This window comes from Altibacter lentus (genome assembly GCF_000746845.1).
Classification (GTDB): Bacteria; Bacteroidota; Bacteroidia; order Flavobacteriales; family Flavobacteriaceae; genus Altibacter; species Altibacter lentus.
Map to the genome: position 1 here is coordinate 2,058,761 of NZ_KN050846.1, position 23,678 is coordinate 2,082,438.

Below are 23,678 nucleotides of genomic sequence, written 5' to 3' on the forward strand. Positions count from 1 at the left end.
AGATGAGTTTATCCAAAGAACAGATCGCACAGCGTATCGCAAAAGAGGTCAAGGACGGTTATTATGTGAACCTTGGAATAGGAATACCAACCTTAGTTGCGAACTTTGTACGCAATGATATTGAAGTCGAGTTTCAGAGTGAGAATGGTATTTTGGGTATGGGACCGTTCCCCTTCGATGGCGAAGAAGACCCAGACCTTATCAATGCGGGGAAACAAACGATCACCGCCTTACCCGGTGCATCCTTCTTCGACTCTGCCATGAGCTTTTCAATGATCCGCGGTCAGCACGTCGACCTAACCATTCTGGGGGCTATGGAAGTAGCTCAAAATGGAGACATAGCCAATTGGAAGATACCCGGAAAGATGGTGAAAGGGATGGGCGGAGCAATGGATTTGGTAGCATCTGCAGAGAATATTATTGTGGCCATGATGCATACCAACCGCGTCGGCGAATCAAAACTGCTAAAGAGCTGCAGCCTTCCTCTTACGGGAGTGAACTGCGTTAAGAAGATCGTTACAGATCTGGCCGTTCTTGAAATCGTAGACAATACCTTTAAATTATTGGAGCGGGCACCGGGTGTGACCGTGGAACAAATTAAAGAAGCTACCGAGGGAGACCTTATTGTGGAAGGGACCATTCCCGAAATCGCCTTTTAAACAACTGAAAAAGAAGGAGAACCAATGTGAGAACATTGGTTTTTTTATTTCATAAATGTAAGAAAAACCTTAATAGTATTTCATTAATGTTAAAATAAAATGCATTACATCGAATAATAATGCATTTAATCGTTTTTATTTAAAAAAGTTTTCATCTTAGCAGTCCCAATCGTAACTAACATAACCTACTTATGAAACCCGTTATAAGTTCAATTAAAAGTACCATGCGTCTCTTGCGAAATGTATTGTACGTAGCGAAAAAAGTTTTTTTATTGATGTAATTTTTTAGAGAGTACATTACCCCCGAATCTTTCATGATTCAAATAGTGAGTCCCGTTCTTTGTGAGGTTAGAACGGGGCTTTTTTTTTACATATTAGATTCCTTTCGGGATGGCTTCGATCAATCTCTTGGTATAGGCATGGGTAGGATTGGCATAGATCTCGTCGGCATCACCCACTTCTACAATGGCGCCTTCTTTCATCACCACTAGTTGATCTGCCATATATTTAACTACCGCAAGATCATGGGAGATAAAGATATAAGTGAATCCAAAATCATCTTTTAGCTCATTTAGTAGATTCAACACCTGTGCTTGTACCGAAATATCCAAAGCCGAGACCGATTCGTCACAAATAACCAGTTTTGGCTCCATGGCAATGGTACGGGCAATTCCTACCCGTTGTCGCTGCCCACCGGAAAGTTCATGCGCATATCGGTAATAGTACGACTCGTCCAGTCCCACACGTTCCAACAAATTGAGGGCCCTCTTTTTTCGGTCCCTTTTGTCGCGACCAATACGGTGTACCTTCATAGGCTCTATTAATGCTTCTCCAATAAGTATTCGGGGGTTCAAGGAAGAATAGGGGTCTTGAAAGATAAGCTGAAGCTCTTTTCGCAGCCTCCTAATATCTGTATTTGAAAGTTCTAAAAGAGATTTCCCGCGATATAGTATTTTTCCCGCTGTAGCCTTGTCCAATTGTAAAATGGCTTTTCCTAAAGTAGATTTTCCACAACCCGATTCGCCCACCAGTCCTAAGGTTTCTCCTTCAAAGACCTTAAAGCTCACCCCATCCACGGCCTTTACAATTCTTTTTTTCTGAAATAGCCCCGTATTGCTATAGTAAACCTTCTCTAAATTATGGATCTCTAAGAGAGGTTCTTTGGTATAGAGCTCCTTATGTCGCATAGCGCGTTGCTGCGGCGTTATTTCGGAAGGCACAAATGTTTTATTCGCCAATGAGGCAATGGTGGGAAGTTTTGCCAAGCGTTTGTTTAGTGTAGGTCGCGAGGCCAGTAATGCTTTGGTATAAGAATTTTGAGGACTTTTAAAAATTTGCGTTACACTTCCTTTTTCTACAACCTCACCTTGGTACATGACAACCACTTTGTCTGCGATCTCCGACACAAGACTAAGATCATGAGAGATAAAAAGGAGGCTCATATTGGTCTCTTTCTGAAGCGATTTTAACAATAATAATATCTCTTTTTGTACGGTGACGTCCAAAGCGGTCGTTGGCTCGTCGGCAATCAATAATTTCGGTTTGCAGGCAATAGCCATGGCGATCATGACGCGTTGCATTTGCCCCCCGCTAATTTGATGCGGATAACTGCTGAAAATCTCTCGAGGTCGTGGAAGTTTTACTTTCTCGAATAGAGAAATGGTCTCTTTTTTTGCTTCGGAAAAGCTCAACTTCTCATGCTGCCGAAGGATCTCTGAAACTTGAAACCCACAGGTGAGCGAAGGATTTAACGCACTCATGGGTTCCTGAAAGATCATGGCGATCTCCTTACCCCTTAATTTACGCAGCGCTTTAGCATCTTGTTTCAACAGATCTTTTCCGTTGAAGATTATTTCGCCGGTACATTGTGCGGTTTTTTTGGGAAGGAGCCCCATCACGGCCATAGAAGTAACCGATTTACCCGACCCCGATTCGCCTACAATTCCAACGATCTCATTTTCAGAAACATCAAAAGAAATGTTATGAATAACAGTCACTTTGGACTTTTTAGGGCCAAAGGAAACAGACAGGTCCCGTACTGCTAATAGTGGATTTTGCAACATTGAACCAAAGATAGGATTTTTATGGTCACACTTTAAAATTTTGAAGTATCCCACTAAAACCATAGGGTTTTACATGCTAAATAGTTCATTGTTAATAAATTCTTAATGTAGTTTGTCGAAAAGATTTTTAATTTCGTAATTAAATTCCTTTTTTCGTACGGATTTATTTATAAATACTCCCTATCCTTAGCAATTAGAAAGCATAGTGTCAAAAATATTGCTTTTTATTCGACTTTAATTTCTGTAAATAGATCACGAACATGTTTAATTTAAAACAAACCTAACATTATGAGAACAAAACTTCTTTTTCCGAAGCAATTTCTAGTCGCTTCGGCACTCTTAACGTGTGGGATGCTATTTGCCCAAACACCTACAGAGCGAGCAAAGATCACCAGCAGATACGATGCTCAGGCATTGGATCAACTGGAAAACACACTACGCTCCAAAGCAACTTTACAAAAGCAGGAGGCAGTCACCATCGCCCAACAGCGCAACTTACAACAGCGTATGGTCCTTCCGGACGGGGGCATTGCAGAACTTCAGTACATCGCTCCGGACGGGAGTCCTATCTATTACCGTACATTCAACGTGAATGCTGCGATCTCCACCAGGGCGAATTATTTAAATAGTGGCGGCGGACTAGGTCTTTCGCTTGACGGCCAAAGCATGATCTGTTATGTATGGGACGGAGGTCACGCACGCGTTTCCCACCAGGAATATGATGGCCCCGGCGGGACCAACCGTGTTACTGTAGAAGATGCTGCTTCCGAAGGAGGTACGCAACTCAATTACCATGCGGCACACGTAACCGGAACCATTACAGCTTCGGGGGTACAAGCGAATGCCAAAGGAATGGCACCGCATTCACGTGTACGCGGGTACATGTGGAATGACGATAAAGCAGAAGCAACCGCTGCCGCGGCAGCAGGGATGTTACTATCCAACCACAGTTACGGGTATCGCTCAGATCTGGTTCCCGACTATTATTTTGGAGCTTATATCACCGAATCTCGCGATTGGGATGAGATCATGTATAACGCACCTTATTACCTTATGGTAGTGGCAGGCGGGAACGACGGGAACAACAACAGTTACAACGGCGCCCCACTGGATGGTAATTCGGCATATGATAAACTTACAGGTCATTCCACTTCCAAGAATAATCTGGTAGTGGCAAACGGTCAGGATGCCAATATCGATGGTAGTGGTAATTTAGTAAGTGTGACCATTAGCAGCTCCAGTAGTGAAGGTCCCACCGACGATTACCGTATTAAACCGGATATTACCGGAAACGGTACTTCAGTAACCTCAACCTACGATTCGAGCAATTCGGCCTACGGAACCATCTCTGGAACATCCATGGCTTCCCCCAACGTAGCAGGAACACTTTTGCTATTACAACAACACGCAAATAATACCTTCGGAAATTATATGAGGGCAGCGACCTTAAAAGGGCTTGCACTACATACGGCAGATGATGCAGGACCTACGGGCCCTGATGCTGTTTACGGATGGGGACTTTTGAACGCCAAGCGCGCAGCCGAAGCGATCACCGCCGAAGGGGTAAATTCTAAAATCGAAGAATTGACGTTAACTGCAGGACAAACGTATACTATTAACGTAGACTCAGACGGCGTTAATGCCTTGATGGCTTCCATCTCCTGGACCGATCCTGCCGGAACAGCCACCACACAAACCAATTCCAACACTCCTCGTTTGGTAAACGACCTTGATATACGTGTCTCTAAGGGCGGTACCACCTACTTTCCATATCGTTTAACCGGCGTTACTACGAATGGACTGGGGGATAACAACGTGGATCCTTTTGAACGAATTTCGGTGGCGAATGCTTCGGGAACTTATACCATTACGATCACTCACAAAGGATCCCTTAGCGGAGGAAGCCAGAATTACAGTTTGATCGTTACCGGTATCATTGACAGTGGCGCTGTGTGTACCGCAACGACTCCGGGCAATGTGAATGTAAGCGGAATTGGATCGAACTCGGCCATAATTAGTTATGACGCAGTATCGGCTGCAACATACGATGTGCGATACAGAGTAACAGGAACAAGTCCTTGGACTGTTGTTGCTTCAGCGTCAACCTCCACTACTTTGAACGGATTGAATCCCGAGACCTCTTACGAAGCACAAGTACGAAGCAAATGTAACGACGGAACGACCTCTTCATATTCGGCTTCTGTAAACTTTACCACCACTCAGGTACAGCTTAACTATTGTGCCTCACAAGGGAACAATGTCAATGACGAATATATTAGCCGTGTACAACTGGGAACTATTAATAATAGCAGTGGTTCGGGGAACGGATATTCAGATTTCACAAATATAAGTACGAACCTTACGAAATCGGATAATGTTACGATTACTGTGACACCTACCTGGACGGGGACTGTATATGCTGAAGGCTATGCCGTTTGGATAGACTACAATCAGGATGGTGATTTCGGGGATTCCGGAGAACAAGTATGGAGCCTGGCCGCAACTACAAGTACACCTGTGAGCGGAAGTTTTACAATTCCTGCTTCTGCTGCAGATGGAAATACTAGGATGCGTGTTTCAATGAAATACAACGGGATTCCAACTTCGTGCGAAACTTTTACCTATGGTGAAGTTGAGGACTATACTGTGAACATTTTGGGTGCGACACCGGATACGCAAGCACCGTCTAATCCTACAGGACTATCAGCTTCGGGTGTAACCGAAACGACCGTGAACCTATCTTGGAATGCATCTACAGATAATGTGGGAGTGACCGGCTACGACGTGTATCAAGGATCAACGAACTTGGGAACAGTGACCGGAACCTCGACTCAAATAACGGGTCTCACAGCTGCTACAGCGTATTCGTTCCGTGTGCGTGCACGCGATGCCGCCGGGAATGTTTCGGGTTATAGCAATACCGTAAATGTAACCACAAATACGCCGCCGGACACCCAGGCGCCTTCGGCTCCAACAAGTTTGTCGGCTTCTAATATTACAGATACAACTGTAGATCTGTCCTGGAATGCATCCACAGATAATGTGGGAGTGACCGGATACGACGTGTATCAAGGAGCTACGAATATTGGTTCTGTTACCGGGACATCAGCTCAGGTTACCGGCTTATTGGCAGGAACGGCATACTCTTTCAGCGTACGGGCTAAAGACGCTGCAGGGAACATTTCCGCAGCAAGCAATACGGTAAATATTACCACCACAGGTGGAAGTACAGGAGGTTGTAGCGGCGGTATAACCGGCTTCCCTTATACTGAAAGTTTTGAAAGCGGACTGGGTGCATGGACGCAATCTACAGCCGATGATATCAATTGGACACGTGATTCCGGAGGAACGCCTTCCAGTAATACAGGTCCTTCAAACGGTGCAGCCGGGGCTTGGTATATGTATGTTGAAGCTTCGTCCCCAAATTACCCAAATAAACGTGCGATCTTGAACTCTCCATGTTATGACCTAAGCGGTGAAACTGCTGCGAGTTTTAATTTCAGCTATCATATGTATGGAGCAAACGATATGGGAAGTATCGCTCTGGAGGCAAGTGATGACAACGGTGCAAGCTGGACCAGTATTTGGAGCCAGACCGGGAACAAAGGCAATGCATGGTTGAATGCAAATATAGACTTAGCCGCATATACCGGAGGGAGTGTTCAGTTGCGATTTAACCGTGTTACCGGTTCTACCTGGCAGGCAGATATTGCTATAGACAATATCTCACTAACGGCAGGATTGGTTCCGCCAACCGGATATTGTGCTTCTAACGGGAATAATACTTCCGATGAATACATCCAAAGAGTACAACTGGGAAGCATTAACAATGCAACTGGAGCTTCAGCAGGCGGCTATGGAGATTTTACCTCTTTATCTACCAATTTGAATTCCAGCAACACCATAACGATCACTCCTGCTTGGACCGGGACGATCTATGCTGAAGGCTACGCTGTTTGGATCGATTATAACCGAGACGGTGATTTTGGAGATGCTAACGAACTTGTATATTCTAGAGCGGCGTCTACGGCGACACCTATTTCGGGATCCTTTACCGTTCCGGCAGGAGCTTCAGTTGGGCCAACAAGAATGCGAGTGTCTATGAAGTACAACGCAATTCCTACCGCTTGTGAATCCTTCACCTATGGGGAAGTAGAAGACTATACGGTTGTGATTGGAGCAGGAAACAACTCGAATGACGATGCCGGAGAATCTCCATTAGCGACAGAGGGGAACACTCCGGATGCTAAAGGGCTATTTTCTATATATCCAAACCCTGTAACGAGAGGATTGCTGAATGTTGAGGTATTGCAAGCAACTGCTACCGATTACGTGATCTACAATCTTGTGGGACAAGTAATCTTAAAAGGTGCATTTATCAATACTATTGACGTATCGGCACTACAAACAGGAGCATATATCATTGAAGTGAACGCAGGTGATCAAAAATTCATCGAGCGCTTCATAAAAGAATGATGATACGTTCAGATAGCAAAAAACCCCTTGATGTACATCAAGGGGTTTTTTATTTAAGGATGGTAATTTCTCTTATCCTATGAGTAGTTTGAATTAAAGTGGATCACCAACCTTGATATCACAACGATGACCCGGTTGTCCGTGTGGCGGATTAACCTTTGCGGTTGTTTCACCGGAACCTGAATTATCCAACAATGGCGATTGGCTTTTGGTTGTCGTATTGACATTGGTTGCGTTTAACGGTGCTCCCACAGGAAGGTCACAACGGTGTCCCGGTTGCCCGTGGGCCGGATTTAAAGCAACATCACCATCGCCGGCTGGAGTCACAGCTTCTGTTTTTACAGCTGCTTCGGAAGTAGTTTCAGTAGCAGGATTTTCTTTTTTAGAATCTTCTTTACAGGCAAAAAACAAGGGAAAAGCACATAGGCTCAATACCAACGCTGTTCTTTTAGCCGAAAAATGTATCTCTTTCATAACTTCGTTTTATAAATGAGCCCTAAAACTACAAAAAAAAGGAGGAACTAGCCTATTTTCTTCATTTTGAGATGTAAAATGGATTACACAGAGCGTATCTCATCCTCATTCAATAACGGCTCATTACGAAGTCTTAAAAATATTTGAGCAACGGTAATGGTGTCTTTTTCGCAGTATTCAATAATTCTATCGACATCCCGGTCATTGTAATACACATCGCGAACCTGACTTCCGTCGATATCGTCCTTAGGTGACGGAATGCCAAGAACATACGCCATAAGCTTCAGCGATGTGAAGGTTTTATAGTCGCCAAACTTCCATAGTTCCATGGTATCCAGATGTGGAACTTCCCATGGTTTTTTTCCGAAGAGATCCAACTTGAACGGCAACGGTATCCCGTGAATGATCATGCGCCTGGCGATGTAGGGGAAGTCGAATTCTTTCCCGTTGTGCGCACACAATACGTGCTGAGGTTTATTGAAATGAGACTCCAAAAGCAGTTTAAAATCCTTTAAAATTTTGATTTCTTCACCGTGAAGACTTGTGACACGAAATTGCCGGACATCACCTTTTAGAATAAAATATCCCGCAGAAATACAAACGATCTTTCCAAATTCTGCCCAGATTCCGGCACGGTCATAGAAAGCTTCGGCCGTAAACTCATCCTTGCGTTGATATTGTGTTTTTAATTCCCAAAGAGACTTGGCCGTAGCGTCGAGCTCATCGTATTGAGCGTGTTGTGGAACGGTCTCTATATCCAAAAATAGGATATGTTCCAAATGGAGGCGTGTGATCATGATGCGAAAAATAAAAGGGAAGTTGCTACCTTAAAAATACAAAAAAATCTAATTGAGCCCGATCATTCTATAGACTTCCTCCAGATATGTGTAGAAATCTTGACTAAAAGGCAACTCGTTTTTCTCTCCGCGGTCATGTCCCAAACGAACAATAATAAGATCATCTTCTGGGATTGTGATGACATATTGCCCTAATATGCCTCGCATCACGAAGCTCTTTTTGTCCAAATGATCACTCAGCCAAAAGCCATAGCCGTATTCGGGACTCTCTTCAAATCTGGGAACGATCGACCGCGCTACAAAAGAGGAATCTAACAGTTGCTTACCGTCCCAACGCCCATGATCACTGTACAGCTTACCGAATCGTGCAAAATCCCGAGCATTCCCGGCGATACAACAATACGATTTTACCAGTTGATGTGTTGCATCATCTACCTGCCATAAGGCCGGTTGCTCAAATCCCATGGGAATCCAAAAACTTTCAGAAAGATAATGTGCTAAGCGCTTTTGGGTAGCCTTTTCTATCACCATCCCAAGCAGTTGAGTGTTCCCGCTTAAATAGTTGAAACTTTTTCCCGGAGTGTCCACTACTTGTAAAGAAAGAATGGTCTCGGCCAGATCATCATCGTAGTAGGAACGAGCGGTCACACTAAAGGGACTGGTGTAGGATTCGTCCCAATCGAGTCCGGAGGACATGGAGGAGAGGTCCCCGACCGTCAAACGGCTACCCTCGAATTCTTCAAAGAAGTGGGAGACCGGCTGTTCGAGACCTGTAATATACCCGTCTTTTATAGCCTTTCCCAACAAGGCCGATGTAATGCTCTTGGCCATGGAAAAGGAATTGGTTTGGGATGTAGGGCCATAACCCTCGGCATAGTTTTCGTACCAAAGGCTATCGTTCTTTATAATTAAAAAAGCAACAGTTCCCAAGGCTTTGTTTATTTCTGAAAGCCTTTCGGTGGGGGACACCTCGTTGTACACGGAATGTTTTGGCCACGGCTGTGGTGCAACACCGGCAGGGATCGTGTCGTTCACAAAATATACATGATCATCAATAAACGCTGTGGTATGTCCTGTAAGATACACTACCCGAACGCCCTTTAAGATATAGTTATAATCGGTTATAAATAACAACAATATCATTACTGTTAAAATACCCCCAAACCAAAGAAGGAATCTTTTCATTTGCTTAGAATAATGACGTTTGCTTTACGGGATTTTCATGTGCCAGCAACCACTTTTTTCGGTCCAAACCACCGGCATAGCCTGTTAGCGAACCGTCACTTCCAATAACCCGGTGACATGGAATCACAATAGCGATAGGATTCTTTCCGTTGGCTGCGGCAGCCGCACGTATTACTTTAGGATCACCAAGTTGGTTGGCAATACTTTGATAGGAAACTGTTTTTCCGAAGGGAATCCGGCTAAGTAATTGCCATACTTTTTTCTGAAAGACGGTCCCTTCCGGCGCAAGCGGTATCGAAAAATGAGTGCGTTCTCCTGCGAAATACGCCGAAAGTTGCTGTGCTGCCTCTTCCAGTTCCGAAGGAATTTCCGAAGCTATCCCTTCCGAAGCGGAAACAAAAGAAACACTGGCAAGCCCCGAAGCAGTACCTTTTAATTGTAATAGCCCTATCGGACTTTCGAGCCAGCCGGTTTTCATTCTTCGTTCTCTTCTAGATTGGGATCCTGTAATTGTATGCCCATGCGTTGTGCACGGCGCTCCCAGTTCTTTCTAGCTTGTGCCTGCATATCTTCTATGGCGTCGCTTTCGTCCATGATCTCCAGACCTAACAAGGTTTCAATAATATCTTCCATGGTCACGATCCCGGTCGTATTACCAAATTCATCCACAACCATGGCAATATGAGCGCGTTCTTTTATAAAGGTGTCGAATAAATTGGGAATAGGAGTATCGTCCTGTACAATGTTCATTTCGCGTTTAATGTCGCTAAGGGTCTTGCTCCCGCGATCTTCCACGATCTCTTCGAGCAGGTCATCCCGAAGTATAAAGCCGGTGATGTTATGACTTTTTTCTTTATAAACAGGAATTCGTGAGAACCGCAGATTTTTATGTGATTCATGGAACTCGCTTAAGGTAATGGACTCGTCCTCGCTTGTGACCACCGGGAATGGGGTCATTACATTTTTAGCCGTAACCGATTTGAAAATAAGCAGGTTCTTGATAACGGCACTTTCATTCTCTTCAAATACGCCTTCCTGCTCTGCAGCATCGGTGATGGCTATAAATTCCTCACGGCTCATCGTGCTTACATGTGCCGATTTCCCAATCACCTTTGTAGTAAGCATCAACAACCAAAGGAGCCCCGTATACTTTAATGGGAATATGATAACATTCAAAAAAATTGCCGTAAAAGGACCCAGTCGTTTCCAATACGTAGCGCCAATGGTCTTGGGAATGATCTCTGAAACAATTAAGATGAGCAATGTCATGATGGCCGAAACGATTCCAACGATATTGACGCCCCATACATCTATCTTGTAAGGAAGTTTTTCGGCTTGAACACCTACCAGGATGGCTCCTACCGTGTGTGCCACGGTGTTAAGTGTAAGGATCGCAATAAGCGGTTTATCGATATCCTTTTTGAAATTCGCCAATGTGGTCGCATAGCCCTTGCCTTCTTGTGTTTTCACCCTTATGAACGTAGGCGTGAAGCTTAATAATGCCGCCTCAAGTATGGAACACAAAAAAGAAAAGAAAATAGAGAGTAAAGCGTATACGATAAGTAACGTCATTGCTATAATATAAGTTTCGACTAAATTAAAGATTTAAACGCTTTTATACTATAATGGAATGTTAATTACAAAAAAAGAGCGGTATTTACCGCTCTTTTCCTCGTTTAGGATGCTTTTAGCAGGGGTTTTATCATCTTTTCCCACTTGGTTGCCCGTTGCAAACACACCAAAGAATCCGTGGAAGGGCTTTCTTCATCTTCTTCAAGATAAAAAGGAATGTCTTTTTTAATGGTAGCTGAAAGTAATTCCAGTCCCACCCAGTCCAAGGTATGCTTAGATAGTTTTATGGTCTTTAAGCGGCATTCTTTGAGTTCTTGAAGATCGATCACCTGAAACTCTTTTTCTATATCTTTTCGGTGTGAAGTAATCAATTTTTTTCCTTCAGTATCCAAGCCTAATAATGTATCTCCGTTAATTTCAAAGGCTGATAACTTGATGCCTTTTTCCTTACAAAGGCGTTCTAATCTCATTTTAGCCTTGTTTTCACCACGGGTGGTATAAATAACTAAAAACGCTAAAGGGACAATAATAATTGATAGTAGAATGATGTCAATAATGACAGAACTTGTTTCCATTTTGAATGAATTTATAGTGAATTATGTTGAATTTTAGTTATGGATAAGGTCCACAACCGGTATTCCCTTACCGGGAATGACGAATGGTATTTTCAACGATCACCAAAAAAAATGGAAAGGAAAAATTTGAAGTGAAAGCAAACGACGCCGGTCTTGAGTATGAAAAAAAGACGTAGCTATAACACTGTTTCGGAATTCTTTTTCTGAAAGACTTTCATTTGCTGAAAACCATACAAGGGAACCAATTCTTTCTTCTGAAGTGGTTTGAGAACCTTCAGAAAGCAGTTGATGCTCTATGGTAAGGGATTTGGCAGGAAAGTCCTTGAACGAATCTGCTTCAGAAACAAATTGCCCTTCCGAAGCATTTACAGGCAACGAATAGCTCCACGATGTTGTACTTCCCAATAGGGCGAACAACAGTATGAAAAAGCTAAAATATTGTTTCGGTTTCACGCGGTAAATGTATGTGAAAAACCAATTCGGAATGTAAAAGTTTTGCTAAATATTACGTTTCCAGAGGTTACCAACCTATATACGGCGGCGGGGCTATATTGTTGAGGTTCAAGTATACGATCAATTGTCCGCGATGGTGCGTGACATGGTCTTGAAGCAGATTGAGGATCTGCAATTTACTTTTGGGCCCGCTGAAAAACGTTACGACTTCCTCCAAGGCATCGTCTGGGGTATTTTGAAGTACCATCGACACGGTTTCAAATGCTTCGGTAAGCAATACAACGATCTCTTCTTTACTGGGTGTTTCAGTAGCTTCGGGTCTTAGGTACGGCTTTTCAGTAAAATAGGTGGTAGAGAGCCAGTCCATATTCCCTTTAATATGCAGCAACTGTTCCGAAAACGTCATTTGTCGTTCGGTAGGGCTAAAACTGTATTGGTCTTCCGGCATGATTTCGGCTATGGCCAGCAGATAGTCTTTAGAGTTTTCCCATTTTTCGAGAAAGGCCGTCTTTACCGTGGTTTGTTGGCCAAAAAGAGCCATTCCGCAGCTCATGAAGAGGCAAAGAAAAATATGTTTCATCTTCTAAACATACAAAATTATTGTATCCTTTTCCGCAGAAATATGTCCAAAACTGCTGAAACCGGATCAGGACAATAATTTCACCACATCCTTTGCAAAATAAGAAGCGATCACATGGGCTCCGGCTCTTTTAATAGCGGTAAGTTGTTCTAACATCACCGCATCGTGGTCCAACCATCCTTTCTGGGCGGCAGCCTTTACCATGGCGTATTCCCCACTCACTTGGTAAACTGCTACGGGAACATCTACCGCCTCACGAATATCTCGTACAATATCTAAATAGCACAACCCGGGTTTAACCATTACGATATCGGCGCCTTCCTGTATGTCCATGAGCGTCTCTTTGATCGCCTCTTTCCTGTTGGCGGGATCCATTTGGTAGGTTTGCTTGTCTTTGGGTACATGTTGTAAGTTCACCGGCGCCGAATCCAACGCATCCCTGAAAGGCCCGTAAAATGCCGAGGCGTATTTAGCGCTGTAGCTCATGATACCTGTATCGTGAAATCCTTCATCTTCGAGTAGTGAGCGAATTTCAAAGATGCGCCCGTCCATCATATCGCTGGGCGCAACGAAATCGGCACCGGCTTTTGCATGCGAAAGTGCCATTTCGGCAAGGACTGCATTGGTGTCATCGTTCACGATACTTCCTTCGGAAACGATCCCGTCATGGCCAAATTGTGAATACGGATCCAAGGCCACGTCGGTCATTACCAGCATGTCCGGGACTGCGTCTTTCACGGTTTTTATGGCACGTTGCATAAGTCCTTCGGCGTTGAGGGCTTCTTTTCCGGTGTTGTCTTTAAGCTTTTCGGGAACCTTTACAAACAACAGCACCGAGCTCAATCCCAGCGAAGCCAGCTCTTTCACCTCGTGTGCTAAAAGGTCCAGACTGTACCGGTAATAGTTAGGCATGGACGCGATCTCTTCTTTGATGCCTTTTCCTTCCACTACAAAGAGAGGAACTAAGAAATCTTTAGGTGAAAGGATAGTCTCTCGTACCAGACTTCTAATGGTTTCGGAGGTTCGTAATCTTCTGTTTCTTCTTAATGGGTACATAATAATTGTTTTTTTATCTGTTCATGTGATCCTTAAAGGATTGATTCCGGGGAGAACAAACACATGGCCATTTTTATTAATCGATCCACTCACGCGGATGTTTCAGTACTTCTACTAATTTTTGTTCTTCACTGCCCGGTTCGGGATGGTTGTTATATTTCCACTGCACTACAGGAGGCAAGCTCATCAAGATACTTTCGATCCGGCCGTTGGTCTTTAGTCCGAACAACGTTCCTTTATCGTGAACGAGATTAAATTCTACATAACGTCCTCGTCGTATCTCTTGCCATTTGCGGTTCGCTTCAGAATAAGGGAGCTCCTTTCGTTTTTCCACAATTGGCACGTAGCTTTTTAAGAAGCTATTACCCACTTCTGTCACAAAGGCGTACCAATCTTGCATGCTCATGTCATCGGTTGTTTTCAAATAATCGAAGAACAAACCGCCAATCCCTCTGGCCTCCTCTCTATGCGCATTGTAAAAGTAAGTATCACATCTTTTTTTGTATTGTTCGTAGAAATCGGGATGATGGTTATCGCAGGCCGCTTTGCACACACTGTGAAAATGCTTTGCGTCCTCTTCAAAAATATAATAGGGGGTGAGATCCTGTCCGCCACCAAACCATTGTTCTACAATGCTGCCATCTGGGCTATATAATTCAAAATACCGCCAATTAGCATGTACGGTGGGAACAAAAGGATTCTTAGGATGGAGGACTAAACTCAATCCACACGCAAAGAAGTCGGCGTTGGTCACACCAAAGTACTGCTGCATGGATTCCGGCAGCTTGCCGTGCACTTCGCTAATATTCACCCCGCCTTTTTCAAACACGGCACCGTTCTCGATCACTCTGCTTCGGCCACCGCCCCCTCCGGTGTTAAGTCCGGAACTATCATCGGGTCGCTCCCAAGGATCCTCGGTAAACGTAGCAACGCCATCAATCGCTTCAAGTGAAGTAGTTATGGTATCCTGAAGGGAGCGTATGTATGCGACAAATTGTTCTTTCATTTCGGTAGGTTTTGTGTGGACTTATTAGGAGAAAACCGCTCGTGTTCTCTTAAGATAGCAATGGTTTCTGTACTAGCTGCCGTAACCGATAAAGGAAGCACAAGGATAATTCCAAGCACAGGGATGAATAACATCGCCATAAAGACGATCCCGTTCCCAATGGCAATTCCACGATGTTTCTTGACAAAGCGTATACTTTCGGTGTAGGAAAAATGACGTTCCAAAGTGTAGTCCATATTTCCGAAGCCGGCATAGAAGGATTGAACCAAAAACAGAAGGAAGGCAGCAACAACGCCTATTACCGGGATAAGGCCCAGCAAAAGAATAGGGATAGAAAGGAGTAGCTCCATGCCTAAATTTCGAACATTGATCCTTATTCCTCGCCATAACTGACTCGCATTACCGGTATTTCTGTGGCTATGCGTTACGCCCATGAGATGCGCTTCAATTTTTTCAGAAACAGGAGACATAAAAGGGGCGCTCATCGCCATGACAATATGTTTGTATAAAATAAGTCCTAAGGCAACAATGAGCACTGCTGCCAGTATTTCGCTTATGGTACGAACGACTTCTGCACCCCATTCCCACACCCAGGCCAAAGAGAGGAATGCTCCCAGATTGTCCGAAAGCCCCCATGCCGAAAATCCAATGAGCAATGCAGTAAAAAAACTAATGACCATGGGGACAGCGAAATAGCGCCACAGATTTAGTTTGTTGATGAGCGGCCAAGCCGTTCGGTATGCCTGTATACCTTTTAAGATGTTTCGGATCATAATTCTACGATGTAAACCAATTCATTTTTGGGGTAATTTCTGCTTTCGGGGGTAATTTTTACTGCTTTTTGGGTTTTTTCAGAGAAAAAAGATACTATTTCTTCTTGTTTTAACAGAATATTGGAATGGAATTCACGGCGTCCTATCTCATTATTGTGTAAATCCATTTTTTCGTCGATAATTGCGTTTTGAGTCACTTTTTCATATAAAGTTGTCACTTTTTTTGCCCAAACGACTGCTTTTTGTTTGTTTTCGGCTATTTTATAATGTTCATGGCAGATCAAATAATTCCAAAGGGCATGTCGAAATGCGTTTCCTTTTGTGCTCTTATGATGTGCTTTTCCATACAACCTGTCACAAATGTCCATGGTTTTTCGCGTGGCACGCAGGGTAGGACCAATTAAGCGCGGTCTGCTTAAAAAAAGAAGGGACAACTTCCATAGTTGGCCTATACTCAATTTTTGTATGCGCGCCCAAATTGTCACACTTCAGCCTTATACTCTTTTACGGCTTCTATAAAGGCCCCGGCATTTTCCAAAGGAATATTTGGCAGGATCCCATGCCCCAGATTTACGATATAACGGTCTTTTCCAAAGTCATTGATCATTTGTGTAACCATTTTCTTTATTTCTGAAGGAGGGCTGAACAATCTGGTGGGATCGAAATTTCCTTGCAATGTAATGTTACCGCCTGTTAGATATCTGGCATTGCGGGCAGAACAGGTCCAGTCGACACCCAGAGCTGCGGCACCACTTTTGGCCATAGTATCTAAGGCGAACCAACACCCTTTTCCAAAGGCTATTACCGGGGTTTCGTCTTTTAAAGCATCAATGATCTGTTGGATATATTTCCAGCTGAATTCTTGATAATCGGTGGGCGATAACATGCCTCCCCAACTGTCAAACACTTGAACAGCATTCACTCCTGCTTTCACTTTTTCTTTTAGGTAGTGAATGGTCGTATCTGTGATTCTTTGAAGCAGTTCGTGTGCAACCGCAGGCTGTGTAAAACAAAATTCCTTGGCTTTGTCAAAATTCTTACTTCCCTGCCCTTGAACACAATAGCACAGAATGGTCCACGGACTACCGGCAAAACCGATCAACGGGATCTCATCGTTCAATTTTTCCTTTGTCATTTTTATAGCCTCCATGACGTAGCCAAGCGTCTCATTAATATCCGGTACGATCACCCTGTCCAGGTCTTTTTGAGAACGGATAGGTTCCGGGAGCCAGGGACCTACACCCGGTTTCATCTCTACGTGAATGTTCATCGCTTGTGGGATCACTAGGATGTCACTGAACAAAATAGCGGCGTCCATGCCGTATCTGCGAATAGGCTGCACCGTGATCTCGCTAGCAAGTTCAGGGGTTTGACACCTCGTGAAAAAATCGTATTTGGCTTTTATTTCCTGAAACTCCGGCAGGTACCTTCCGGCTTGTCGCATCATCCAAACCGGAGGTCGGTCCACAGTTTCACCGCGAAGCGCTTTTAAAAATAGATCGTTCTTAATCATATTGTAATTACTTCTTTTCTAATTCTTTTAAGGTTTTTACCGCTTTCGCGATCACACTTTCCACCGAAGTTGTAGTTGCCACTACAACGTGTTCTGTATATTTTTTTGCTTCGGAAGCGGTCGTCTTTCCAATACAGATCGCAATACCGGTGCTCAATTCATTTTGTTGCACGAAACTTCGAACCCCACTCGGGCTAAAAAACAGGATTCCGTCGAAATTTTGATGGAATTGCTTCAAATTTAGCTCAGTTTTATATGCTTTTATCTCAAAAAGGGTCATTTTCGCCTTTTTCAAGGTTGCAGGAAGTTCTTCGAGGCGTTCTGTTCCGCAGAAAAAATAAAACGCTTCGTTTTTGTGGGTTTTTACTAAATATTCGGCTAATTCTGAAGCATATTGAGCTGTTTTAGTCACTTTTTGCCCATTTTTGGCTAAAAGCATCGTTGTCGATTCACCTACGGAAAAACAATTTTCAATGTTGTTATCAAAAAGGTCAGGGCGATGGATTTTTATCGCTTTTATGGCATTTTTACTTGAAAAAATGGCATTTTTGATACTTTTGGGTGCAGAAAAGTTTAAAATTTGAATTTTTATGGCATTGTATTCCACCAATCCGAATCCAGCCCCCAAGAACAATTCTTTTTGAGCGACCGAAAGTTTTTTCGTAGAAAGTATGGTACCATTATTTTGACTCATTCTTTATCTGTTTCATCAATTCCGCCCCACCATTTTTCAATACTTCTTCTGCACATCTCCTTCCGAAGTGATCACAAGCCTCTATTTCGGCATCTTTTTCGATCTCTATTTTGGTCGTACCGTCCAAGGAGAATAGCACCCCCTTAAAGCGTAACGTAGTGTTTGAAATTTGAGCGAACGCACCTATAGGAGCCGTACAGCCGCCCTCCAAAACATTGAGGAATTCTCTTTCAATATGAGTACACAAGGCTGAATCCTTGTGATTAAGTTGTACTGTGGCATCGCGACAGAAGGTATCTTTTTCAAGGGCAACCACGACCATGGCACCTTGCGCCGGAGCAGGGACCATCCAGTCTAAGGGCATATAATCTTTAGGAAGCAAATCAATTCGTTCTAAACCTGCTTTCGCAAAAATGGCGCCTTGCCAAGGCTCATTTTTCAGCTTCTGTAATCGAGTGTTTACATTCCCGCGTAGATCCACCACTTTATGATGCGGATAACGGTGGAGCCACTGTGCTTTTCGGCGAAGGCTTCCTGTGGCAATTGTGGCAGGAGCTTCTGCATTGAAAGCCCCTTTTGTAAGCAAAATATCTTTTGAGGAAGCGCGCTGCAGAACAGCGGTTTGTACGATTCCTTTTGGCAATATGGTGGGAACATCTTTCATGCTGTGAACTGCGATATCTACTGTTCCGTTCAGCATAGCAACATCCAACGTCTTGGTGAAGATGCCCGTGATCCCCATCTCATATAAAGGTTTGTCCAAAACGAGATCGCCGGTCGATTTTACAGGAACCAACTGCGTAGTATAGCCCAGCTCCTGCAATTGTGACTGGACCGTTTCAGCCTGCCATAAAGCTAACTGGCTGTCTCTTGTTCCAATTCGAATGGTTTTGTTCACGCCTCTGCGGTTGAAAGTTGAAAGACTTGTTTGATCAATTCGACACTCTCCGGAGTGGAGATGGAATCGTTCTTAAGATGGTTGGCAAAATGTGTGGTGATCTTTTGGATGATCCTGTTACTAATGATCTCGGCCTGTTCTTCGTTGAAATTATCGATTTTCTTTCGCTGAAAATCGATCTCACCGGCCTTGATCTCTGCCAGCTTCGATTTTAAAGCTTTAATAGTAGGAGCGAATTTCCTGTTCTCTGCCCAATTGTTAAAATCGGTCATAATTTCCTCTATGATCGCTTCTGCCATAGGGATTTGCTGCGCCCGTCTTTCTAAGGTCTTGTCGGTTACGGAAGCAAGATTGTCTAAGTGGACCAAAGTGACCAAAGGATTCTTGGTAACGTCTTCTGAAACATTCTTCGGAATGGAAAGGTCCAAAACAAGTAATGGCTTTTTTAAGAATAACAGTTCCTTTGAAATGGTAGGATGTTGTGCTCCTGTGGCGACAATAAGAATATCACTTTGTGCGATCTCACTTTGAATATTCGCGTAATCTTTTACAACCAAATTAAACTTTCCGGCGATCTTTTCGGCCTTGTTCTTTGTACGGTTGATTAAGGTGATATGTTCGTTTTTGGTGTGTTTTATAAGGTTTTCACACGTATTTCGTCCAATTTTTCCGGTTCCGAAGAGTAAAATGTTCTTTTCTGAAACATAAGGAACACGAGCCATAATGTATTGTACTGCGGCAAAACTCACTGAAGTAGCCCCGGTAGAGATCTCAGTTTCATTTTTAATACGTTTACTGGCCTGGATCACGGCATTGGCTAAACGTTCTAAAAAAGGATCCATCACACCCATGCTCTTGGAACGTCGAAACCCGTTGCGCAACTGACTAATGATCTCAAAATCGCCAAGGATCTGACTGTCCAGACCGGTACCAACTTTAAACAGATGGCTCACCGCATCCTTGTTCTTGTGAATATATGCCACTTTCTCAAACTCCTCTACCGTACCATTGGTGTGCTGGCACAAGAGTTTTATAAGTTGAAAGGGATGCTGGGCAATTCCGTAGAGCTCGGTTCGATTACACGTAGAAATGACGCTCAAAGATACTATGCCTTCCTCCTTGGCTTGGGTAAGCATGTTGACCTGAGCTTCTTCAGAAATACTAAAGTGTCCTCTAATTTCTGCATCGGCCTTCTTATAGTTTAACCCGATCGCATAAAAGTTCCCTTCCGAAGAAAGCGAAGATGTTTTTATACCGTTATTTTTCATACCTGATGGCGCAAATGTAATCGCAATCTAACTTAAAAAATAACGCCAGCGGTATCAATTATGTCGTTGGCTGTTAAAATTGCCTAAAAACTGATATTTGTCATGTTTTTATGCTGTAAATTCGCGATTCTAACAATTTTTAGATCATTTTTTATTTAGAGAGATTCTAAATAAAATAGCTTATCCACCGTATGGAAGTACAAAAAAATGTCGCTCAAAGTTATTATGAAGAAGTATCGGTAGATACTAGTTTTTTTATACTAAAATTTAACAATGAAACTATTGACAGCCAAGTGTTTACCCGGGAGATCGGGGCTCACTTCATTCAGTTTCATTTTTGTGTAAAGGGCGCTGCACACTTTAGCTTTAACGAGGGGACGTACAGCCTGCCCTTGCAAGAGGACAGCTCGTTGTTGTTGTATAATCCGCAACGCGATCTTCCCCTAGACCTTAGGGTGAACAGTCAGTCCTGGGTGCTTTCCATGTTGTTACCTATTGAGAAATTCCACAGTCTTTTCTCCAAAGAAGCTAACTACATTCACTTTTTAAGTGATGAGAATAAGGATAGGAAGTATTACAAAGATGCTACCATATCACCCTCTATGGCAATTGTGTTGAATCAATTGATGAATTACAACTTACATCCATCCATCAAACCGCTCTATTTTAAAGCCAAGGCGTACGAATTACTTAGCTTGTACTTCAATCGCCCTGCGGAAGCGAACGTGGAGCAATGTCCTTTTTTGGCAGATGAGGATAATGTACTTAAAATAAAAAGGGCGAAGGAGATTATCATTGCACGAATGGCAGAGCCCCCTACCTTACAGGAGTTGGCCGAAGAGATCAAACTGCCCATTAACAAATTAAAAGAGGGTTTCAAACAAATCTATGGCGATTCTGTCTTTAGTTTTTTATTCGATTATAAGATGGAAGTGGCCAGACAGCTTTTGGCGTCAGGGAATCACAACGTGAATGAAGTCGGACTGAAGGTAGGGTACAGTACGGCAAGTCATTTTATAGCCTCTTTCAAAAAACGGTTTGGGACCACTCCAAAAAAATACTTGATGAGCCTTACCGCATAAAAATAACTAATGGGCAGATTGGTATTTAATAGGTGTGCGATTTGACGCTTGAATTTTTAAAAACTAATTTTGTTCCGAAATAAAGAATAGTACCATGAAAGGAGTCCTCCTTGTAAATCTCGGCTCACCCGACAGCACCAACCCGAAGGATGTTAAAAGATATCTGGATGAATTCTTAATGGATCCAAGAGTCATTGATGTTCCTCGGTGGGCTCGTATCTTGTTGGTACGAGGAATCATCCTGAACACACGACCCAAAAAATCGGCTGCTGCTTACGAACGTATTTGGTGGGAAGAAGGTTCTCCGCTTATTGTCATCTCAGAACGGCTTCAGAAAAAAATACAGGCCCGGACCACAGCACCTATTGCCTTGGCCATGCGTTATGGCAGTATGACCTTGAAAAAAGGGCTTCAGGAATTGGTGGACCAGGGGGTAGATGATGTACTTGTAGCACCTTTGTATCCTCAGTTTGCCATGGCTACAACCGAAACGATCGAAGTTGCCATTGCTGCGCTTAAAAAAGAATTCTTTCCGGAGTTAGAGATCACCTCCCTACCGGCATTCTATCACAAACCCGAGTATATTGATGTGTTATCGAAAAGCATTTCAGAAACATTAACTAACATAGAATACGATCATCTCCTTTTTAGTTATCACGGGGTTCCCGAACGCCATATACGAAAAAGTGATATTACTAAATCGCATTGTACCATAGACAATAGTTGTTGTATCATGCCCTCTCCGGCGCATCAGTTCTGCTATCGCCACCAGTGTTATGAGACCACTCGTTTGGTTTCCGAAAAATTGGATCTCACTCCGGGGACATTCTCTACCTCCTTCCAGTCGCGCTTAGGATTTGATCCTTGGCTTCAACCTTATACAGATCGTACCATTGAACGAATGGGGAAAGCAGGAATCAAAAAACTGGTTGTTGTAACACCGGCCTTTGTTAGTGATTGCTTGGAGACCTTAGAGGAGATCGCTATGGAAGGCGAAGAGATCTTTCACGAGGTAGGGGGTAAGGAATTTACGACCATACCCTGTTTGAACGATCGCGATGACTGGGCAGAGGTTCTTACCGGCTGGATAGATGAATGGCGCATCGTGGATGTTAAATCAGCAATTGCTTAATGGCCAACGAACGGAGATCGGATACGCTTGGTAAAGATTCTATCAGTAAACTATTGATACGTCAGGCGGTACCTGCCTCCATTGGGATCCTGGTCATGTCGTTGAACATGATCGTCGATACTATTTTCGTTGGAAGGTGGATCGGTCCTTTGGCGATTTCGGCCATTACCGTAGTGATCCCTATTACGTTCTTCATTGGGGCCATTGGGCTCTCTATAGGAATTGGAGGAAGCTCCGTGCTATCCAGAGCGTTAGGCGCGGGGGATGAAGAAAAAGCGCTTCGGGTTTTCGGAAACCAGATCACACTTACTTTTTTAAGTTCTGGCTTGTTGGCTGTACTCGGACTTATTTTTCAACACGATCTTATTGAATTCTTTGGTGCCGATGAGTCCTTTAAGGACCTGGCGCTGGTCTATTATCGAATCGTGCTCTATGGTATCGTTATGTTGGCCATGTGTATGATGGGCAATAATGTGATCCGCGCCGAAGGCAAACCAAAGTTCGCAATGTATGCCATGATGCTGCCTGCCATCGGGAATATATTCATGGACTATATTCTTATTAACGTTTTGGACTATGGCATGGAAGGTGCTGCTTGGGCTACTTTTATTAGTTATGCCGTATGTTTTGTGTTTATCTTGTGGTTTTTCTTTGCTAAAAGTGAACTCAGACTTCGCTGGGAATCATTTACCCTCCACAAAAGACTGGTTTCCGAAATTAGCAGCTTGAGCTTTGTAACCTTGGCACGTCAAGGAACCATCGCCGTGATGACCGTTCTTCTTAACAATGTGTTGATCACCCACGGGGATGCATTGGATGTAGCTACCTACGGTATCATTAGTAGGATGCTCATGTTCGCACTGTTCCCTGTAATTGGCGTCAATCAAGGATTTCTCCCTATAGCGGGATACAATTACGGAGCCGAACAATATCAACGCGTTCGCGAATCGATCAATACTTCCATTAAATACTCCGGAGCCCTGGCGCTGCTCATTTTTGCCATTATCATGGTCTTTCCAACCGATATCGTTTCCATTTTTATTAGTAACAACCAAGGACTGGATGCCGAAACCCTTTCGAACAACGCGGAGATTTTACAGCGCACCCCCGATGCTTTGCGTTGGGTCTTTGCTGCGACTCCCGTAATCGTGATCCAGCTTATTGGAGCCTCTTATTTTCAGGCCATTGGAAAAGCAATTCCAGCCCTGCTGCTTAGTTTAACAAAACAAGGTTTTTTCCTCATTCCCTTGGTTTTAATACTACCACAATATTTTGGCGTTTGGGGCGTCTGGATCTCATTCCCTATTGCCGATGTGCTCTCGACCATCGTGACCGGTTATTATTTGAATCGTGAAGTGCGGAAAATGATCGTATAGATTTTTTGAAACCGAAGGGAACTATTATCTTTAAACAAACTTTTTT

22 protein-coding genes are annotated in these 23,678 nt (G+C 43.5%); 5 read left to right on the forward strand and 17 right to left on the reverse strand.

Annotated elements, in window-relative coordinates:
- Nucleotides 1-2 precede the first annotated feature (2 nt).
- Entirely contained in the window at nt 3-659 is a 657-nt protein-coding gene (locus tag JS40_RS09520) for a CoA transferase subunit B (RefSeq protein WP_034260147.1), read from the forward strand.
- A 374-nt stretch (nt 660-1,033) separates the two neighbouring features.
- Here JS40_RS09520 and JS40_RS09525 read toward each other — a convergent pair whose 3' ends face one another.
- Nucleotides 1,034-2,722 carry an ABC transporter ATP-binding protein gene (locus JS40_RS09525; protein WP_034260148.1) on the reverse strand — a complete coding sequence of 563 codons (1,689 nt, stop codon included), beginning with the start codon at nt 2,720-2,722 and terminating at the stop codon, nt 1,034-1,036.
- A 288-nt stretch (nt 2,723-3,010) separates the two neighbouring features.
- Here JS40_RS09525 and JS40_RS09530 point away from each other — a divergent pair, with 288 nt between their 5' ends.
- Nucleotides 3,011-7,198, forward strand: a complete 4,188-nt coding sequence (locus JS40_RS09530; RefSeq protein ID WP_034260149.1) for a GEVED domain-containing protein — start codon at nt 3,011-3,013, stop codon at nt 7,196-7,198.
- A gap of 93 nt (nt 7,199-7,291) precedes the next feature.
- Here the strand turns inward: JS40_RS09530 and JS40_RS14830 are convergent, their stop codons facing one another.
- From JS40_RS14830 to hemA, 16 genes are all read right to left on the reverse strand, one after another.
- Complete coding sequence (locus tag JS40_RS14830; protein ID WP_051957545.1) at nt 7,292-7,672, reverse strand: hypothetical protein; 381 nt, start codon at nt 7,670-7,672, stop codon at nt 7,292-7,294.
- An 83-nt stretch (nt 7,673-7,755) separates the two neighbouring features.
- Nucleotides 7,756-8,469: a 3'-5' exonuclease gene (locus JS40_RS09540; protein WP_034260150.1), complete on the reverse strand. Its 714-nt coding sequence runs from the start codon at nt 8,467-8,469 to the stop codon at nt 7,756-7,758.
- A gap of 48 nt (nt 8,470-8,517) precedes the next feature.
- The gene (locus JS40_RS09545; protein ID WP_034260151.1) at nt 8,518-9,654 is read right to left on the reverse strand and encodes a serine hydrolase domain-containing protein; all 1,137 of its coding nucleotides are present in this window, start codon (nt 9,652-9,654) and stop codon (nt 8,518-8,520) included.
- Nucleotides 9,655-9,658: 4 nt separating this feature from the next.
- Nucleotides 9,659-10,132 carry a methylated-DNA--[protein]-cysteine S-methyltransferase gene (locus tag JS40_RS09550; protein ID WP_034260152.1) on the reverse strand — a complete coding sequence of 158 codons (474 nt, stop codon included), beginning with the start codon at nt 10,130-10,132 and terminating at the stop codon, nt 9,659-9,661.
- Nucleotides 10,129-11,226, reverse strand: coding sequence for a CNNM domain-containing protein (locus JS40_RS09555; RefSeq protein ID WP_034260153.1), 1,098 nt, complete (start codon nt 11,224-11,226; stop codon nt 10,129-10,131). Before JS40_RS09555 ends, JS40_RS09550 begins: the two co-directional genes overlap by 4 nt.
- 104 nt (nt 11,227-11,330) lie before the next feature.
- The gene (locus tag JS40_RS09560; protein ID WP_034260154.1) at nt 11,331-11,801 is read right to left on the reverse strand and encodes a hypothetical protein; all 471 of its coding nucleotides are present in this window, start codon (nt 11,799-11,801) and stop codon (nt 11,331-11,333) included.
- Between the two features lie 99 nt (nt 11,802-11,900).
- Nucleotides 11,901-12,254 (reverse strand): hypothetical protein, encoded by a 354-nt coding sequence (locus JS40_RS09565; protein ID WP_034260155.1) that lies wholly within the window; start codon nt 12,252-12,254, stop codon nt 11,901-11,903.
- A gap of 67 nt (nt 12,255-12,321) precedes the next feature.
- On the reverse strand, nt 12,322-12,834 hold the full coding sequence (locus JS40_RS09570; RefSeq protein WP_034260156.1) for a DinB family protein: 513 nt from the start codon (nt 12,832-12,834) through the stop codon (nt 12,322-12,324).
- Nucleotides 12,835-12,900: 66 nt separating this feature from the next.
- Nucleotides 12,901-13,890, reverse strand: coding sequence for a porphobilinogen synthase (gene hemB, locus JS40_RS09575; protein ID WP_034260157.1), 990 nt, complete (start codon nt 13,888-13,890; stop codon nt 12,901-12,903).
- A gap of 76 nt (nt 13,891-13,966) precedes the next feature.
- Entirely contained in the window at nt 13,967-14,896 is a 930-nt protein-coding gene (gene hemF / locus JS40_RS09580) for an oxygen-dependent coproporphyrinogen oxidase (RefSeq protein ID WP_034260158.1), read from the reverse strand.
- A complete protein-coding gene (locus JS40_RS09585) occupies nt 14,893-15,669 on the reverse strand; it encodes an EI24 domain-containing protein (protein WP_034260159.1) in 777 nt (258 codons plus the stop codon). The genes hemF and JS40_RS09585 overlap by 4 nt, the downstream gene beginning before the upstream one ends.
- Complete coding sequence (locus JS40_RS09590; RefSeq protein ID WP_034260160.1) at nt 15,666-16,154, reverse strand: DUF6973 domain-containing protein; 489 nt, start codon at nt 16,152-16,154, stop codon at nt 15,666-15,668. Before JS40_RS09590 ends, JS40_RS09585 begins: the two co-directional genes overlap by 4 nt.
- Nucleotides 16,151-17,182, reverse strand: a complete 1,032-nt coding sequence (hemE, locus tag JS40_RS09595; RefSeq protein ID WP_034260161.1) for a uroporphyrinogen decarboxylase — start codon at nt 17,180-17,182, stop codon at nt 16,151-16,153. The genes JS40_RS09590 and hemE overlap by 4 nt, the downstream gene beginning before the upstream one ends.
- Nucleotides 17,183-17,189: 7 nt before the next feature.
- Nucleotides 17,190-17,876 carry a uroporphyrinogen-III synthase gene (locus tag JS40_RS09600; protein ID WP_034260162.1) on the reverse strand — a complete coding sequence of 229 codons (687 nt, stop codon included), beginning with the start codon at nt 17,874-17,876 and terminating at the stop codon, nt 17,190-17,192.
- Nucleotides 17,863-18,774 (reverse strand): hydroxymethylbilane synthase, encoded by a 912-nt coding sequence (hemC, locus tag JS40_RS09605; RefSeq protein WP_034260163.1) that lies wholly within the window; start codon nt 18,772-18,774, stop codon nt 17,863-17,865. Before hemC ends, JS40_RS09600 begins: the two co-directional genes overlap by 14 nt.
- Nucleotides 18,771-20,042 carry a glutamyl-tRNA reductase gene (hemA, locus tag JS40_RS09610; RefSeq protein WP_034260164.1) on the reverse strand — a complete coding sequence of 424 codons (1,272 nt, stop codon included), beginning with the start codon at nt 20,040-20,042 and terminating at the stop codon, nt 18,771-18,773. The genes hemC and hemA overlap by 4 nt, the downstream gene beginning before the upstream one ends.
- 191 nt (nt 20,043-20,233) lie before the next feature.
- Between hemA and JS40_RS09615 the strand changes: the two genes are divergently transcribed.
- The 3 genes from JS40_RS09615 to JS40_RS09625 all read left to right on the forward strand — a co-directional run bounded on the left by JS40_RS09615 (nt 20,234) and on the right by JS40_RS09625 (nt 23,632).
- Nucleotides 20,234-21,124, forward strand: coding sequence for an AraC family transcriptional regulator (locus JS40_RS09615; protein ID WP_034260165.1), 891 nt, complete (start codon nt 20,234-20,236; stop codon nt 21,122-21,124).
- A 94-nt stretch (nt 21,125-21,218) separates the two neighbouring features.
- The gene (hemH, locus tag JS40_RS09620) at nt 21,219-22,256 is read left to right on the forward strand and encodes a ferrochelatase (protein WP_034260166.1); all 1,038 of its coding nucleotides are present in this window, start codon (nt 21,219-21,221) and stop codon (nt 22,254-22,256) included.
- Nucleotides 22,256-23,632: an MATE family efflux transporter gene (locus JS40_RS09625; protein WP_034260167.1), complete on the forward strand. Its 1,377-nt coding sequence runs from the start codon at nt 22,256-22,258 to the stop codon at nt 23,630-23,632. Before hemH ends, JS40_RS09625 begins: the two co-directional genes overlap by 1 nt.
- Nucleotides 23,633-23,678: the final 46 nt, after the last annotated feature.

Excerpts from the sequence above, each read along its gene's own strand:
- JS40_RS09585 (WP_034260159.1), bottom strand. The coding sequence starts at position 15,669 with ATGATCCGAAACATCTTAAAAGGTATACAGGCATACCGAACGGCTTGG.
- JS40_RS14830 (WP_051957545.1), bottom strand. The coding sequence starts at position 7,672 with ATGAAAGAGATACATTTTTCGGCTAAAAGAACAGCGTTGGTATTGAGC.
- JS40_RS09560 (WP_034260154.1), bottom strand. The coding sequence starts at position 11,801 with ATGGAAACAAGTTCTGTCATTATTGACATCATTCTACTATCAATTATT.
- hemF (WP_034260158.1), bottom strand. The coding sequence starts at position 14,896 with ATGAAAGAACAATTTGTCGCATACATACGCTCCCTTCAGGATACCATA.
- hemH (WP_034260166.1), top strand. The coding sequence starts at position 21,219 with ATGAAAGGAGTCCTCCTTGTAAATCTCGGCTCACCCGACAGCACCAAC.
- JS40_RS09520 (WP_034260147.1), top strand. The coding sequence starts at position 3 with ATGAGTTTATCCAAAGAACAGATCGCACAGCGTATCGCAAAAGAGGTC.
- JS40_RS09550 (WP_034260152.1), bottom strand. The coding sequence starts at position 10,132 with ATGAAAACCGGCTGGCTCGAAAGTCCGATAGGGCTATTACAATTAAAA.
- hemB (WP_034260157.1), bottom strand. The coding sequence starts at position 13,890 with ATGTACCCATTAAGAAGAAACAGAAGATTACGAACCTCCGAAACCATT.
- hemA (WP_034260164.1), bottom strand. The coding sequence starts at position 20,042 with ATGAAAAATAACGGTATAAAAACATCTTCGCTTTCTTCGGAAGGGAAC.
- JS40_RS09555 (WP_034260153.1), bottom strand. The coding sequence starts at position 11,226 with ATGACGTTACTTATCGTATACGCTTTACTCTCTATTTTCTTTTCTTTT.
- JS40_RS09615 (WP_034260165.1), top strand. The coding sequence starts at position 20,234 with ATGGAAGTACAAAAAAATGTCGCTCAAAGTTATTATGAAGAAGTATCG.
- JS40_RS09625 (WP_034260167.1), top strand. The coding sequence starts at position 22,256 with ATGGCCAACGAACGGAGATCGGATACGCTTGGTAAAGATTCTATCAGT.
- JS40_RS09540 (WP_034260150.1), bottom strand. The coding sequence starts at position 8,469 with ATGATCACACGCCTCCATTTGGAACATATCCTATTTTTGGATATAGAG.
- JS40_RS09525 (WP_034260148.1), bottom strand. The coding sequence starts at position 2,722 with ATGTTGCAAAATCCACTATTAGCAGTACGGGACCTGTCTGTTTCCTTT.
- JS40_RS09530 (WP_034260149.1), top strand. The coding sequence starts at position 3,011 with ATGAGAACAAAACTTCTTTTTCCGAAGCAATTTCTAGTCGCTTCGGCA.
- JS40_RS09545 (WP_034260151.1), bottom strand. The coding sequence starts at position 9,654 with ATGAAAAGATTCCTTCTTTGGTTTGGGGGTATTTTAACAGTAATGATA.
- JS40_RS09570 (WP_034260156.1), bottom strand. The coding sequence starts at position 12,834 with ATGAAACATATTTTTCTTTGCCTCTTCATGAGCTGCGGAATGGCTCTT.
- JS40_RS09600 (WP_034260162.1), bottom strand. The coding sequence starts at position 17,876 with ATGAGTCAAAATAATGGTACCATACTTTCTACGAAAAAACTTTCGGTC.
- hemE (WP_034260161.1), bottom strand. The coding sequence starts at position 17,182 with ATGATTAAGAACGATCTATTTTTAAAAGCGCTTCGCGGTGAAACTGTG.